The organism is Frigoribacterium sp. CFBP 13605 (assembly GCF_014839405.1).
Classification (GTDB): domain Bacteria; phylum Actinomycetota; class Actinomycetes; order Actinomycetales; family Microbacteriaceae; genus Frigoribacterium.
This window is the reverse complement of sequence record NZ_JACYNS010000065.1, coordinates 1-14,533: the sequence shown is the minus strand read 5'-3', so window position 1 is coordinate 14,533 and position 14,533 is coordinate 1. Positions and strand designations below refer to the sequence as shown.

13 protein-coding genes and 1 tRNA gene are annotated in these 14,533 nt (G+C 67.2%); 12 read left to right on the top strand and 2 right to left on the bottom strand.

The annotated features are described in order from the left end of the window. The 4 genes from IFT36_RS11670 to IFT36_RS11655 all read left to right on the top strand — a co-directional run. A partial coding sequence (locus IFT36_RS11670) for a GNAT family N-acetyltransferase (RefSeq protein ID WP_374058395.1) occupies positions 1–276 on the top strand: 276 nt, incomplete at its 5' end. Between the two features lie 134 nt (positions 277–410). Further along, positions 411–935 carry a GrpB family protein gene (locus IFT36_RS11665; protein WP_200413209.1) on the top strand — a complete coding sequence of 175 codons (525 nt, stop codon included), beginning with the start codon at positions 411–413 and terminating at the stop codon, positions 933–935. A gap of 51 nt (positions 936–986) precedes the next feature. Next, positions 987–1,913: a pentapeptide repeat-containing protein gene (locus tag IFT36_RS11660; protein WP_200413208.1), complete on the top strand. Its 927-nt coding sequence runs from the start codon at positions 987–989 to the stop codon at positions 1,911–1,913. A gap of 48 nt (positions 1,914–1,961) precedes the next feature. Continuing rightward, on the top strand, positions 1,962–2,507 hold the full coding sequence (locus IFT36_RS11655; protein WP_200413207.1) for a dihydrofolate reductase family protein: 546 nt from the start codon (positions 1,962–1,964) through the stop codon (positions 2,505–2,507). Positions 2,508–2,544: 37 nt separating this feature from the next. Here IFT36_RS11655 and IFT36_RS17105 read toward each other — a convergent pair whose 3' ends face one another. Continuing rightward, complete coding sequence (locus tag IFT36_RS17105; RefSeq protein WP_200413206.1) at positions 2,545–2,766, bottom strand: DUF2510 domain-containing protein; 222 nt, start codon at positions 2,764–2,766, stop codon at positions 2,545–2,547. 465 nt (positions 2,767–3,231) lie between these two features. Here IFT36_RS17105 and IFT36_RS11645 point away from each other — a divergent pair, with 465 nt between their 5' ends. The 5 genes from IFT36_RS11645 to IFT36_RS16965 all read left to right on the top strand — a co-directional run bounded on the left by IFT36_RS11645 (position 3,232) and on the right by IFT36_RS16965 (position 11,018). Further along, positions 3,232–5,868, top strand: a complete 2,637-nt coding sequence (locus IFT36_RS11645; RefSeq protein WP_200413205.1) for an AAA family ATPase — start codon at positions 3,232–3,234, stop codon at positions 5,866–5,868. Further along, entirely contained in the window at positions 5,865–7,055 is a 1,191-nt protein-coding gene (locus tag IFT36_RS11640) for an McrC family protein (RefSeq protein ID WP_200413204.1), read from the top strand. Before IFT36_RS11645 ends, IFT36_RS11640 begins: the two co-directional genes overlap by 4 nt. A 114-nt stretch (positions 7,056–7,169) precedes the next feature. Next, the gene (locus tag IFT36_RS11635) at positions 7,170–8,264 is read left to right on the top strand and encodes a type I restriction endonuclease (protein ID WP_192123889.1); all 1,095 of its coding nucleotides are present in this window, start codon (positions 7,170–7,172) and stop codon (positions 8,262–8,264) included. A 17-nt stretch (positions 8,265–8,281) separates the two neighbouring features. Continuing rightward, positions 8,282–10,117, top strand: a complete 1,836-nt coding sequence (locus IFT36_RS11630) for a lipase family protein (protein WP_207114368.1) — start codon at positions 8,282–8,284, stop codon at positions 10,115–10,117. Positions 10,118–10,136: 19 nt separating this feature from the next. After that, positions 10,137–11,018, top strand: a complete 882-nt coding sequence (locus IFT36_RS16965) for a GIY-YIG nuclease family protein (protein WP_200413203.1) — start codon at positions 10,137–10,139, stop codon at positions 11,016–11,018. A gap of 41 nt (positions 11,019–11,059) precedes the next feature. Here IFT36_RS16965 and IFT36_RS11620 read toward each other — a convergent pair. Then, positions 11,060–11,136: transfer RNA gene (locus IFT36_RS11620), tRNA-Pro, on the bottom strand. Positions 11,137–11,289: 153 nt separating this feature from the next. Between IFT36_RS11620 and IFT36_RS11615 the strand changes: the two genes are divergently transcribed. The 3 genes from IFT36_RS11615 (at position 11,290) to IFT36_RS11605 (ending at position 14,406) form a co-directional block, all read left to right on the top strand. Beyond that, entirely contained in the window at positions 11,290–12,219 is a 930-nt protein-coding gene (locus IFT36_RS11615) for an HNH endonuclease (protein WP_200413202.1), read from the top strand. Between the two features lie 70 nt (positions 12,220–12,289). After that, a complete protein-coding gene (locus tag IFT36_RS11610) occupies positions 12,290–13,345 on the top strand; it encodes an ABC transporter ATP-binding protein (protein ID WP_200413201.1) in 1,056 nt (351 codons plus the stop codon). Next, positions 13,342–14,406 carry an aliphatic sulfonate ABC transporter substrate-binding protein gene (locus IFT36_RS11605; RefSeq protein ID WP_200413200.1) on the top strand — a complete coding sequence of 355 codons (1,065 nt, stop codon included), beginning with the start codon at positions 13,342–13,344 and terminating at the stop codon, positions 14,404–14,406. The genes IFT36_RS11610 and IFT36_RS11605 overlap by 4 nt, the downstream gene beginning before the upstream one ends. Positions 14,407–14,533: the final 127 nt, after the last annotated feature.

The window sequence follows — 14,533 nt, the reverse complement described above, 5'->3', positions numbered from 1 at the left end:
GTCGCCCCCGCCGCCCGCGCGCGCGGCGCGGGCTCCCGGCTCGCCCGCCACGCCCTGGCCGACGCGGCCACTCACGGAGCCCGCCACGCCTGGCTCTTCTCCCGCCGCTCCGGACCGTTCTGGCAGCAGCTCGGCTTCGCCCCCGCCGACCGCGACGCCCTCGCCGCGGCCCTCCCCGACACGCACCAGGTGCAACTCTTCCGAGCCTCCGGCCAGCTCGCCCGCGAGGTCGCCTGGTCGCGCCCCCTCGCCGACCTCCGCCCGACGACACCCTAGGAGGCGCGGGTCGGCCCACGCTCGCCCCACCGGTCATCGAGTGGTCCCGAATCGTCCTTCCCCTCCCTGCGAACGACGATCCGGGACCACTCGACCCCGCGCCGCCGAGAGTGACACCCCGTACGATCGCCCCGATGGTCGATCTGCAGCCGCACTCCCCAACCTGGGCCGACGACTACCGCTGTGAGGCCGAGCGGCTGACGACCGCCCTCGGCACCCGGGTCGACGCCTTCGAGCACATCGGCAGCACGGCCGTCCCCGGCCTCCTCGCGAAGCCGATCATCGACGTCGCCGCCCGCACGTCTCCCGGCACCGACCCGTTCCGCCTGGGCGCCGCCCTGACCGACCTCGGCTACGAACGACACGCAACAGGCCCCAAGACCCACGCGGTCTACGTCCGGCGGGACGGACCGCGACGCACGCACATCCTCCACATCTTCCGCCCCGACCAGTGGGACGCCTGTCACCAGCGACTGTTCCGCGACCGCCTGCGGCGCGACCCGGTCGCGCGACAGCGCTACGCGACCCTGAAGGAGGCGCTGGCCGGCCTCGACGACGGACGCGCCTACACAGCCGCCAAGACCGCGCTCATCACCGAACTCGTCACCGATGAGCGGGCGGCTCGGGGCCTCCCTGCTGTCCCGGTGTGGGACAAATGATCCGCCCCTGTCTGATCGCCCCGGCCCGCCGCGCCCGTTAGCGTTGACGCGATGAGCACCCGCACCCGGATCGAGCTGGGCCGACGCGCCGACCTCGGAGCCGACTGCGCCAACTGCTTCGGGCTGTGCTGCGTCGCGCTGGCGTTCACGAAGAGCGCGGACTTCCCGTTCGACAAGCCGGCCGGTGACCCGTGCACGAACCTCGACGAGCACGACGGATGCCGCATCCACCCGCAGTTGCGGGATCGTGGGTTCAAGGGCTGCACGGTGTTCGACTGTTTCGGGGCGGGGCAGAAGGTCAGTCGGGAGACGTTCGCCGGGCGATCGTGGCGTGACGACCCCGCGACGCGTGAGGCGATGTTCTCGACGTTCCCGCTCGTGCGGAGGCTGCACGAGCTGCTCTGGTACCTCGACGAGGCGATCACGCTGGTCGAGCGCGAGCGCGCACGCGAAGGCGAGCGCGCACAGGCGGCCGAGCACGGCCGCCGCCGCACCGCCACCACCCCAGACCCGGCCCCGTGGCTCGCCGCCTTCGATCACGTCCGGAGCCTCACCGACGGCACCCCCGACGAGCTGGCCGCCCTCGACGTCGACGCCGAGTACGACGCGGCGCGCGCGCTGTTGGTGCAGGCGAGTGAGGCGGCCCGGGCGTCCGTGCCCGCGAATCCTCGGCGGTCGAGAGCCAAGGGGCCGACGCTCGAGCCGGGGAGCGACCTGATGGGTGCGGCCCTGGCCGGGGCAGATCTGCGGGGTCGGACGCTCCGCGGCAGCATCGCGATCGCGGCGGACCTGCGCGGGGCCGTCCTGGACCGCTGCGACCTGCTCGGTGTCGATCTGCGCGACGCCGAGCTCGGTGGGGCGGACCTGGCGGGGGCGATCTACCTGACGCAGATGCAGGTGAACAGCGCGCGGGGCGATGCGGTGACGCTCCTGCCCGAGAGCTTCACGCGGCCGACGCACTGGGCTGGCGGACGGTAAGAACCACGCCTCTGGCGGCGCCTCCCTCGCGGGGCTAACCTCCCCGGCATGAGGACGCTCATCTACTCCATCAACGTCACGCTCGACGGCTGCATCGACCACCGTGAGGGCCGGCCGGATGCCGAGGTCCACCATCTCGCCGCCGAGGCTCTCACGCAGGCCGACGGTCTGCTGCTGGGCCGGGTCACCTACGAGCTGATGGAGCAGTCCTGGCGTCCGCCCGCCTCCGACGCGTTCCCCGACTGGATGCAGCCCTTCGCGCGGACCATCCACGAGATCCCGAAGTACGTGGCGTCGACGACGCTCGAGAGCGTCGACTGGAACGCCGAGCTGCTCGGCGGTGACGTGCGTGAGGCGGTGCGCGAGCTGAAGAGCCGTCCCGGCGGCCCGCTCCGTCTCGGAGGTTCCACCTTCGCCACCGACGTCGTCGGTTGGGGCCTGGTCGACGAGTACGAGTTCACCGTCTACCCCTGGGTCGCCGGCCACGGCCCCTACCTCCTCGCCGGCCTCCCCCGCCCCCTCGACCTCACCCCGACCGCCCGCCACGACCTCGCCTCCGGCGCCGTCGCGACGACGTACCGGCCACGCGCCTGATGTGACTCGGTCTCGAGCGTGACTTTCCGACCGAGGTTCAGGTCGCGTCCGCCGGACGTCTGTGCTCAGTCCACTGCTGGCCATCCCACCAACGGAGCATGCCCGGCGTTTCGACGTACCAGCCAGACGGCGGCCCAGCCTGAGGTATCTGCGGGTGTATCTGTTGGACTGCTACGGCCGGCTGAACCGTGGCGGCTTGGGCACCCTCATGAAGTGACAGTTTGTGCCCACACACACGGCAGTTCTTCGTGAATCCCATCGCTAGTTCTGAGATTCCGACTGTCAGGACTGCTGCGCCTGCACGTCCCGTGTTTCGCCCCAGATTTGCCGCGGCACTGTTTGTGCATTTCCGGCAGTCACGACATCCGGTCTCTACGCGCTTGGCCATATCTGCAGCCTCGCGGTCGCGTGGGCACGGGTCAAGCATGCTTTTTCTGATCATTACGAGACGGCCTCAAGGCGATGCCGGTGAGACGCGAGAACTCGTGCCCATTCGACACTGCGATTCGGCGCACCCCAGTAGTAGCCGCTAGCCCCTCCTGGCTTGCTAGCGGGCACCGTTGCTGTTCACACCACACTCCCTTGCCCTCGCATAGTCGGCGAGACCGGAGGTACGCGCTCAAGCCCATGATCGATTCGACGCATAGCTGGTCGACACGTACTCATGCGTCACTTGAGGCGGCTTGACTCCGGCAGAATCACAAGCACGATCAAGGGGGATGCAATGCAGGTGACGATCAACGCGTCGACGTACGAGCTGACGAAGGAAGACATTGAGGCCGACTTCGCGACGCGCACCCCCGAGCCGGTGACCACCTACTGGGTCGAGATCGCGGGCCGTCGATTCCCGGTCAAACAGGTCCTCGCGGTCGCAACTGGGCTCACCAAGGACGACTTCGTCTCAAGCAGAGCCCAATCCGTCCTCCGACGTCTCGGTTTCGACGTCAAGAGCTCAGCTCCCGGCGCCCGCGGTCGCGTCCCCGGTTCGACGCGCACCTTCGCCGGAGTCGAGTGGGGCCTCGCCACGGCGCCCGACTGCTACGAAGAGGCCCCTTCTGGAAAGCTCCACCTGCCCGGGTGCGCGCACGGTGTCGGAACACCCGTCCGCACGTGGTCGCCTGACGAGACCCTAGCGGCGTGGCGCAACGCTCCCGACGTCGAGCTCCGCCTACAGACCGACCCCGGCTGGTGTTCCGACTGCGCCGCCATCCGTGGGGCTACCGACCCGGTCTCCCCCGCCACTCCGGATGACAAACCCGGTCGCACCGGCCGCGCCGAACGACAGGCCATCTCCGAAGCCGCCCGCCTGGTGCTCGGGCCCGGCTTGCGCGGTGAGGGCTCTGTCTTCGACAGCGGTGTCGTCACGTGGACCGCCGAGACAGCCCGAGCCCTCGACCGTGCCATGGACGCAGCCTCGACTGACGGCACGTTCCGCGACCGGCTCGTCCAACAGCTCGCGGGCCAGCCCCGCGCCGTCGTCCTGCTCGCCGCCGAACTCTGCTTCGTCCAGCGCCTCCCTCTCGTCAATGTCCTCCCGCAGACCAAGCGAAGACTGCTTCAGGACGTCCTCGATGTCCTCGACGACAAGCCGCCCGTGCCCGAGCAGGTCGTCGACGCCCTCCACACGCTCGGCGTCTTCAACGGCGGGCAGGGCTTCAACCAGCAGATCCCCCAGCACGTGCAGTGGCTCTGCCGCTTCATCGCGCTCTGGGACGGTCTCGCCGAGGACGCCCGAGAAGAGGCACTCGACGATCCGTGGGCGTTCCGCGCTCGAGCCCGGGAAGTCGGCGACGACGGCGCTCCGATCCGCAATTCGCTCCTCGCCCTGGTCTGGCCGACCTACTTCGAGCGCATCGTCTCGGCAGCCGACAAACAGTCGATCCACGAGGCCTTCGGCGCGGCCCTGATCGATCCTTCCGGTGACGTCGACCGCGACCTGCTCGCCCTCCGTGACCGCCTCGACCCCGACGGTCATCTCGACATCGACTGGTACACGTCACCTTGGCGTGAGGAGTGGCGAGCGCCCAAGGCGGTCATCGAACGGCACGGCTGGGCCATTCCCGCCGCCATCCCTGGCCGGCCCTTGGTCGCCCCGGCTCTCGACTTCGACCCGGGCGAGCCCGTCGAACGCCGATCCATCCGCGATGCCGCCCTCCGCGCAGGAGCAGGCCGGCGACCCATCGAGGACGTCCTTGCTCAGATCGACGCCGCCACCACCTTCTACGTGACCATGCAGTCCGGAGACCAGGTGTTCGTGAACGACGACCAGTCCATCCACGTCGGCGTCATCGGTGACCTCACCGAAGGAGGCGAGCGCCCCGTCACCTGGTGGCCGCCCGTCGCAGAAGCCGACGTGCCCCACGCTGTTCTCGACCTCCTGGCGAGCAACTCCACCATCTCTGACGCCCACTACCTGCTGAACGATCCCACGCCTCCGGGCCCCGTGGCCCTCCCCGAGGCCACACCAGAGTTCGCCGCGCGCCTCCACTACGACCGCGCCTGGCTCACCGACGTCATCGAGCTCCTCGACGAGCGCCGCCAGCTGATCTTCTTCGGCCCTCCCGGCACCGGCAAGACCTACCTCGCGCGGGCTCTCGCCGACTTCGTCGCCCCCGGCGGCGCCGTCAAGATCGTCCAGTTCCACCCGTCGTATTCCTACGAGGACTTCTTCGAGGGCTTCCGCCCCACCGTCGACGACAACGGCACCGCGACGTTCCGACTCGCCCCCGGCCCCGTCCGCCTCCTCGCCGAAGCTGCCGCCGCGAACCCGTCAGTGCCGCACGTCCTGATCATCGACGAGATCAACCGGGCCAACATCGCCAAGGTCTTCGGCGAGCTTTATCTCTTGCTCGAGTACCGCGATGCGAAGGTCTCGCTGCAGTACTCCCCGGAGGACGACTTCCGCCTCCCCGAGAACCTGTTCGTCATCGGCACCATGAACACCGCCGACCGATCGATCTCACTGGTCGACGCGGCGATCCGGCGCCGGTTCGCCTTCGTCGAGCTGCACCCGGCCGAGGAGCCCGTTCGCGGCTTGATCGACCGCTGGTCCGCTGCGCGAGAACACGACGTCAGCCGCGGGGCGTTGCTCCGCCAGCTCAACGACCGCATCGGCGACACCGACCGCGACTTCCAGATCGGACCGTCGTACCTGATGGGCTCCTCGGCCCGGACCGCGCGCGGGCTCGAACGCATCTGGGAGCACGACATCCTGCCCCTCCTCGACGAGCACTACTACGGCCGCATGTCCCGCGCCGAGGTTCGGGCCCGGTTCGGCCTCGCCGCGCTCGAACCCGGAGTCGTCGACGCCGGTGGCACCCTCGAGGTGGGTGACGAGTTGCCCGAGACGGCACCCGCATGACCCGACTCGATCTCCCCGAGAACAGTGGCTGGTCACCCGCTCCCTTCGATGCCGAGGTCATCGAGCGAGCGTGTGACACCGGGCTGCTCGAGTCCAAGATCACCTCGGCCGGCCCGCAGGTGAAGCCGCAGCTCAATCGAGTCGGCGCCGTCGCCGTGGACGGCCACGAGATCGTGGTCCAGCCCAAGGCACCGTTCTCATCGGTCCTGTTCATGCTCGGCTACGCCGCCGACCCGGGCTTCCGACCTGACGAGGTCGACGGCACGGGCGACGACCTCTTCCCGGCCGTCGCCGAGACCTACGCTCGCCTCATGGAGCGGGCCCTCGGCCGTGGCGTCCTCCAGGGCTACCGTCGTCTCGACGAGACCGCCGTCGCGATCCGAGGGCGCATCCGCTTCTCCGACCAGATGTCCCGCCGAGGCGGCCAGCTCCTGCCCGTCGAGCTCACCGTCGACGACTACACGGTCGACATCGCCGAGAACCAGCTCCTGCGGGCGGCGGCCCGCCTCCTGCTCACGCTCCCCCGCCTCACCAAGGAGGCGCGGCACCGCCTGGTCCACCTCGAGTCCCGTCTCGTAGACGCCTCGCTGGTACGCCCGGGCGCGGGTTTGCCGTCGTGGCAGCCCACCCGCCTGAACGAGCGGTACCAACCAGCGGTGCGCTTCGCCGAGCTGATCCTCGCCCGTGTCGCGCCGTCGACGACCGCTGGCGGTGAGGCGGTCGCGTCGTTCGTGGTCAACATGGCCGAAGCGTTCGAGGGCTTCGTCACGGCGGCGCTGACGGAGTCGTTCGCCGCGGTCTCGACCGGCGTCAGCGTCGGCCAGTACCCGACGCACCTCGACCGTGAACGCAAACAGCCCATTCGCCCCGACTTCGTCCATCTCGTCGGCGGCGTCCCCGCCGTGGTGGTCGATGCCAAGTACAAGATCGGTTCACTCAGAGTTGAGGACCTGTACCAGATGCTCGCCTATTGCACCGTTTTGGGCCTGGATAAGGGGACACTCATCTACGTCGCCGATACGGCGGCCCTGCCGGGGCAACGCACGTCGATCGCACTTTCCACCGTGGTGGTTCAGTCGGTTCGTGTGGACGTGACCCTGGCTCCGCGAGACATGGTCGGGGGGCTCCACCAGTTCGTAAGATCGACGGCGGAACCTCGGGTGGCTTCATGCGAACCAGTCCACTGAACAACTGACACAGACTGTCCCCCGAATGGGGCGCATCGTCGAAAGCGGATACGTCAGTGAGCAGTTCTCGCGTCCCCTAGTCTCTTGAGAAACCGTCACAACAGGGGGACAACGATGGAGTTTGCCGAGCGACTCGCCGCACTTGCGCTGAAGGTCAAGAACCAGCGCGAAGCCATTCAGACCGAAGAAGCGACGAAGAACGCGTTCATCATGCCGTTCATCTCGACCATCCTCGGCTACGACGTCTTCAACCCACTTGAGGTGGTACCCGAGTTCACAGCCGACGTCGGCGTGAAGAAGGGCGAGAAGATCGACTACGCCATCATGCGCGACGGCGAAGTCCAGATCCTGATCGAGTGCAAGAAGTCGACCGAGCCCCTGCGAATCGAACATGCATCACAGCTGTTCCGCTACTTCGCCGTGACGAACGCTCGAATCGCCGTGTTGACGAACGGCGAGAGCTACCACTTCTACACGGATCTCGACAAGCCGAACCGCATGGACGACAAGCCATTCCTCGTGCTCGACCTGTCCGACATCGACGAGACGCTCCTCCCCGAGCTCAGCAAGCTGACGAAGGATGTCTTCGACCTCGACTCAGTCATCAGTGCGGCGGAGGAGCTGAAGTACGTCGGCCAGCTGAAGCGAGCCATAGCAGCCCAGTTCCGTGACCCCTCCGACGACTGGATCAAGTTCGTCACGACCCGCGTCTACGAGGGCTCGTTCACTCAGAAGGTCCGCGACCAGTTCACGCCGCTCGTGGTCAAGGCATCGAAGCAGTTCCTGAACGACCAGGTGAACGACCGTCTGAAGACCGCGCTGGGCTCCCCTAATTTTCCGTCGATGCCGGCCGAAGCCCCCGCGGGCGCCGTGAGTAGCGAAGCCGTCGTCGAAGCCGACCTCGATCGGGACACCGAGACGGAGACCACCCTCGAAGAGCTCGAGGGGTACCAGATCGTCAAGGCAATCGCCTGCAGCGAGGTCAAGCCGGAGCGCATCGTGCACCGCGACGCGAAGTCCTACTTCGCCGTCCTGCTCGACGACAACAACCGCAAGCCGATCGCGCGCCTGCACTTTAACGGCAAGAAGCAGAAGTACCTCGGCGTCTTCGATGCGGAGAAAGTCGAAACCAAACACGCTATCGAGTCCCTCGACGGCATCTATGAACACGCGGATGCGATCCGCAGCGTCATTAAGTCCTACGCCTGAGCCCGAACCTCAAGCTGATGCATCACACCGACCTGACCCGAACGGAATCGACTGTGACCACTGCACCAATCCTGCTTTTCCTGCACGGCGTAGGAAAAGGCGACAAAGATGATAACTGGCGAGTAACCCTCTCAAAAACTCTCGAGCAGCTGGGCTATCCGGCTCTTGAGGATGCGCGGATCATCGCGCCTAAATATGCGCATGCGTTGAAAGACTGGGACGTCAAGGAAGACATCCCAGACGTCACGCTCAAGGCTCCGGCTCGTGACGCGGCCCGCCAGAACCGCCGCGCGTTTGAGGCCCGAATGGGAGCAATCGAATCTCGACTGGGCAGGCACGAGCGTGGACAAGGCATTCCGGGACTCGATGCTGCAGTAGGTGTTGGGATTGCTGCACCCTTCTTTCAACAGGCTCACAACTACCTCACGAGACCACAGATCCGAGCCCAGGTCCTCAACCGGATTCTCGCTAGTTTGCCGGCATCGGGGCGACTCGTGATCGTAGGCCACAGCCTCGGATCGGTCATTGCGGCAGATCTTCTTCGGCGTCTGCCAGCTGGTCTCGAGGTCGCGGGAATGGTGACGATTGGCAGCCCCCTTGCCAACGGCGCCTTCGACGTCGACAAGTTGAAAGAGACCCTGCGGGAGCCACCGACCAGCTTGTCGTGGTGGGTCAATTTTTGGAATGTGTCTGACCCGATCGCTGCCCACCGCGGACTCTCGTCCGTCATACCGTGGCTGGTCGACTTCAGAATCGAGACCACGAAGGACCTCATTCAGGGGCACCTCGCGAAGGAATACCTGCAATCGGAGGCAGTAGGGACGGCAATCGGTTTTGCTCTCCATGGATCGGCGTCCCGCGAAGTCTCGATTCGCGAGCTCGGCGTGGACGTGCCCCTCGATCCAGCCGAATCGCTTGTCATGTTGGCCCTTCGCTATGCCCATCTGATGAGACATCAGCTGAAGGGCGACGAACTCGACAGGTTCACGGGAGCCGTGCGACGGGTTCAAGCCGATGCGGTCCAGGAAATTGTTGTTCGTAACCAGGAAGCAGGAAAATCGGTTCCGGGTGAAGTAACTCGGCTCGCCTTCGATGCGAGCGATATCACTGCACCGCTCGTTGAGCCGCTCCCGAGCCGTCACCGCACGAAGGAGGACGCAGTCGTGCTCCTTACGGTCCTGGCAGCAGAGAACGTCATTCGTCCCTATGAGATCGACCTACCTCGGGACAAATGGCAAGCGGCCATGAAGGACCTCACGGCCGAAATGGGACTCGGCTCCCAATACGGCCTGGACGTCTTCGAGGCAGCAAAGGAAGCCCGCACTGAACTGACTCCAGGACGTGGCGTCAACTGGATCAAGTGGGGTGCCTTGAGTGTCGGGGCCGCGGCCCTCGTCGTCGCGACGGGTGGCCTGGCGCTGGCTGCCGCGCCCGGTCTGGCTGGTGCCGCTGCGCTGACCAGCGCCTTGGCCACATTCGGCCCGGGCGGCATGATCGGTGGCCTCTTGACGGCGGGAACGCTCGTCTCCGCTGGCGGTGGAGGAATTGCCTACGGTCTCGCTGGCCAAGGAACGAGCGCAGACACGCTGGAGGCGGTGGTGGAGCGTCGGTTGGCGGCCACCATGCTTCGCCAACGGCAAAAACTAGAACCCGACCCTGCTGTCTGGGGCATCCTGACTCAGATCGAGCGCGAGGTGAGGCGCGAATACGAGCGGATGGACGAGTTCAGTGACGAGGCATCTCCCGGCATCAAGGAATTGAAGCGAAAGATCGTAACCGTGGAGCTGGCGCTGCGTTACCTCTCCGCCAAAGGACTCGAACCCGGCCTAAACCCCGATCGAGAGACGCCGTGACGGTTGTAAGGGCTACTTCGTGACCACAGGAAAATCGATTCGCCTCTTCCTCGTCGACGGAACCCCTGGTGGTCTCGTAACTGCTGAAATCATGAACTGGACGGGTCATGTCCTCGCCGGGCCCCGGAGTGACCTTGCCGCCCTGCTGCGCAGAGAAGAGGCACACCGAACGGGTGTCTATCTCCTTGTAGGTGACGACCCGGAGAGGCTCGGAGGCGTCCAGATCTACATCGGAGAAGGTGACGATATCGGCGCGAGGTTGAGTTCCCATTCACGTGAGAAGGACTTCTGGCAGAGGTGCGTCATCGTGACGAGCAAAGACTCCAACCTCACGAAGGCGCACGCTAGGTACCTCGAGGCCCGACTCATCGACGGGGCACGCAATGCGCAGCGGTCACATGTGACGAATGCGACCGCACCCACCCCCATCGCCCTCCCGGAAGCCGACGTTTCCGACATGGAGAGTTTTCTCTCACAGGTCGAGATCGTCCTTCCCGTTCTCGGTCTCAATGTGCTTCGGTCTACTCACCGAGCTGCACGCCCGCCGCTCAGCTCACCGGCCCTCTCGCCCGTCATCCCAGCCTTCACACTGAACCAACAGAAGGAGAGCCTCGTCGCCCACGCGATGGAAGTCGACGGAGAATTTACCGTTCTCACCGGTTCACAAGCGCGCACCAATCGCGTCGGCTCGAGCTCATACGACCGTCTGCGCGATCAACTTGAAGCCGACGGCACCATTAACGTCACAGACACTCCAGCGACTTTTACTCGTGACGTCGTATTCGCTAGCCCATCGGCTGCTGCGTCCGTAGTCACGGGACGAGCATCCAACGGTCGAGCAGCCTGGGTGGAGGCCAGGACAGGAATGACTTACGGTGACTGGCAGCTTCGGGACCTCTAGCTACGACGAACCGGCCTCGAGTCGAGATTCACTTCTTGTTATGGTCGGGCTGACAGGATTTGAACCTGCGACCCCTTGACCCCCAGTCAAGTGCGCTACCAAGCTGCGCCACAGCCCGAGAAAACGGTTGCTGAGCAACTGCCTTCTTGGTGTTGCCCCGACCGAGGCAACCCAACAAGCATAGCCGATCCAGCGGCCTCCAAAGTCCACCCGCAGCCGGCCCCTCGCACTGGGTACGTGACGATCGCCCAGGATTCCGCATACATGAGCCATGATCTCTTTCGTGGGGATATCGGACTGGACGCGTGGCGAGTACGAGCGACGCCTCACGCTCTGGAGCGAGCTCGCCCAAGCCGGCAACGCCGACGGCCTCACCCCGGCCGCCATCCGCGTCCTCGGCCTCTACAAAGGCCAAGCCGGCATCTTCTTCGACGGCACCGGCGACTGGACCAAAGGCTCCCCCGGCCGCGTCGCTCTCACACTGCAGCACACCGGCACGTCCTACGCCGACGACCTGACTGACGAGCACCTCGACTACCACTACCCGTCCACACAACGTCATGCCTCGTTCGACCGCAACGAGATCGAGTCGGTCAAGCGCGCCCAGAGCCTTGGCCTCCCGCTGTTTGTCGTGACCCCCAATGCCCTGCGCTCGACCCTCAAGGACGTCCGACTCGGCTACGTCGACACCTTCGACGACGATGCCGCCGTCTTCTACCTCTCCTTCGTCGAGTCCGTCCTCCCCCTCCCATCCGACGACGAGCTGCCCGCCTCAGAAGAAGAGGTCGACCTGTTCGGCGGCCTCCCCGAGCAAACCCTCCGACTCGTGCAGCAGCGTACCCAGCAGCGCCGCTTCAAGATCGACGTCTTAAACCGCTACGGCCCGACCTGCGCCCTGTGCGACATCACCGTCCCCCGACTCATCCAGGGTGCGCACCTCATCCCCAAGAGCATCGGCGGCGCCGACGAAGCTCTCAATGGCCTGCCGCTGTGCCTCAACCACCACGTCGCCTTCGACGCGTTCCTCTTGCGCCTCGAGCCGGACGGCAGCCGCATCACTTACGCGCCTGGCATCTCGAAGGCCGACCTGCAGGTCACCCGCGACGACCTCCTCCACCTGCCGGCGGCACCGTCCGCCTCAGCCCTCCGGAAGTTCTACCGAACGGATGCCGCGCTGGCGGCCTTCTCTACCTGGTCCTAGACCGAACGGAGTGTTTCGCCCCGTTACACCCCACGGGACGGCAGGCACCCCGCCCACCTACCGTCGTGACATGCCCACCTCGACGACCCGCGCCTCCTCGGCTCTGCCGATCCGTCTGCGCGGCGTCGGAAGGCACTTCGGCGAGCGCCCCGTCCTCAACGACCTCGACCTCGACGTCAAGGCCGGCGAGATCATCGCCATCGTCGGACCCTCCGGCTGCGGCAAGTCGACGCTGCTGCGCCAGGTGGGCGGCCTCGACCAGCCCGACGCCGGCACCGTCGACATCGACGACTCCCCCACCCGGCCCACCGACCAACGCTGCGCCATCGCGTTCCAGGAGCCGCGCCTCCTGCCCTGGCGCACCCTCCGCCAGAACGTCGAACTCGGCCTGCCGAAGGTCCGCAGGCGCAGCGAGCGCGCCGAGGTCCGCAGGCGCAGCACGGGCAGCACGGGCAGCACACCGGACAAGGCCGCCGGCAGGGCCCGCATCACCGAACTGCTCGACCTCGTCGGACTCGGCAGCTCGGCCGGCCTCCGCCCCCGCCAGGTGTCCGGAGGCATGGCCCAACGCACCTCCCTCGCCCGCGCCCTCGCCCGGGCCCCCAAGGTGCTGCTGCTCGACGAACCGTTCGGAGCCCTCGACGCCCTCACCCGCCTCCGCATGCACGACCTGCTGCTCGACATCCACCGGGCCGAGCCCACCACCGTCCTGCTCGTCACCCACGACGTCGACGAAGCGCTCTACCTCGCCGACCGCATCGTCGTCCTCGCCGACCTCTCGCAGCAGCAGCAGCTCGTCGGCGCCAAGGGCACGGCCAACACGGCCGCAGCCGCGCCCACCACAGGAGGCGCGGCGCACGCCGCCACCGCAGGAGGCGCCCCCAGCATCCAGCGCATCGTCACCGTGCCCGGCGACCGCCCCCGAGACCGCGACGACCCCGCCCTGGCCGAGCTGCGCCTCCAGCTGCTCGCCGACCTCGGCGTCCACCGCGTCCACGTCGGCAATTCGACCACCAGCACGCTGACCGCGACGGCCACCGCCGGACGCACCCGGACCGAGACCGCACCCGCACCGACCCCCGCAGACCACCGCACCGCCCCCGACAGCACGGAGACGAACCGATGACCTTCCGCACCCTCCCCACCACCCGCACTCGCGCCTCCTGGGCCGGCGGTCTCGCCCTCGCCGCGGCGAGCGCCCTCCTCCTCACCGGCTGCGTCGCGGGTGAGGACGCCGGCACCGGTGCGGCCGACGCTGCAGGCGGCGCCGGGGCGAGCGACGGCGAGTGGTCGACCGACACGCTCGACATCGACTTCGCGACCTACAACCCGCTCAGCCTCGTCGTTAAGGACCAGGGCTACCTCGAGGACGCCCTCGGCGACGACGTCACCGTCAACTGGACCCAGTCGGCCGGCTCGAACAAGGCCAACGAGCTGCTGCGCGCCGGAGCGGTCGACGTCGGCTCGACCGCCGGCTCGGCCGCGCTGCTCGCCCGCTCGAACGGCTCCCCCATCAAGACGATCGACGTGTACTCGCAGCCCGAGTGGTCGGCGCTCGTCATCCCCGGCGACTCGACCCTCACCGACGTGGCGGACCTCCGCGGCAAGACCATCGCGGCGACCACCGGCACCGACCCGTACTTCTTCCTGCTGCAGGCGCTCGACCAGGCCGGGCTCAGCGCCTTGGACGTGACGATCCAGAACCTGCAGCACGCCGACGGACGCGCCGCCCTCGAGAACGGCAGCGTCGACGCCTGGTCCGGGCTCGACCCGATCATGGCCGCGAGCGAGGCCGAGTCGGGCACGAAGCTGCTCTACCGCAACGTGGACTTCCTCAGCTACGGGTTCCTCAACGCCACCGAGTCGTTCCTCGAGGCGTCGCCCGACGTCGCGCAGGTCGTCGTCGACTCGTATGAGAAGGCCCGCGCCTGGGCCCTCGACAACCCGGACGAGACCGCCGCCATCCTGGCCACGGCCGCCGCGATCGACCCCGCCGTCGCCACCACGGTGATCGACCGCACCCACCTCGACATCGACCCCGCCCCCGGAGCCGACCAGCGCGCCGTCCTCGACACCGTCGGCCCGATCCTGGTCGAGTCGGGCGACGTCCCCTCGCAGGACGACGTCGACGCCGCCCTCGACTCGCTCTTCGACGACTCGTACGCGAAAGCCGCGTCCACCTCGTGAGCAGCACCCTGACCGCCACCCCCCGAGCCGAGGAGGCGCGGGTCGCCGACGACGGACGCCGCGCCTCCTCGTCCGGGTCGCCCGCCCCGCGACGCCCGGGTGCCCCGGGCGCGACCCCTCCCCGCCG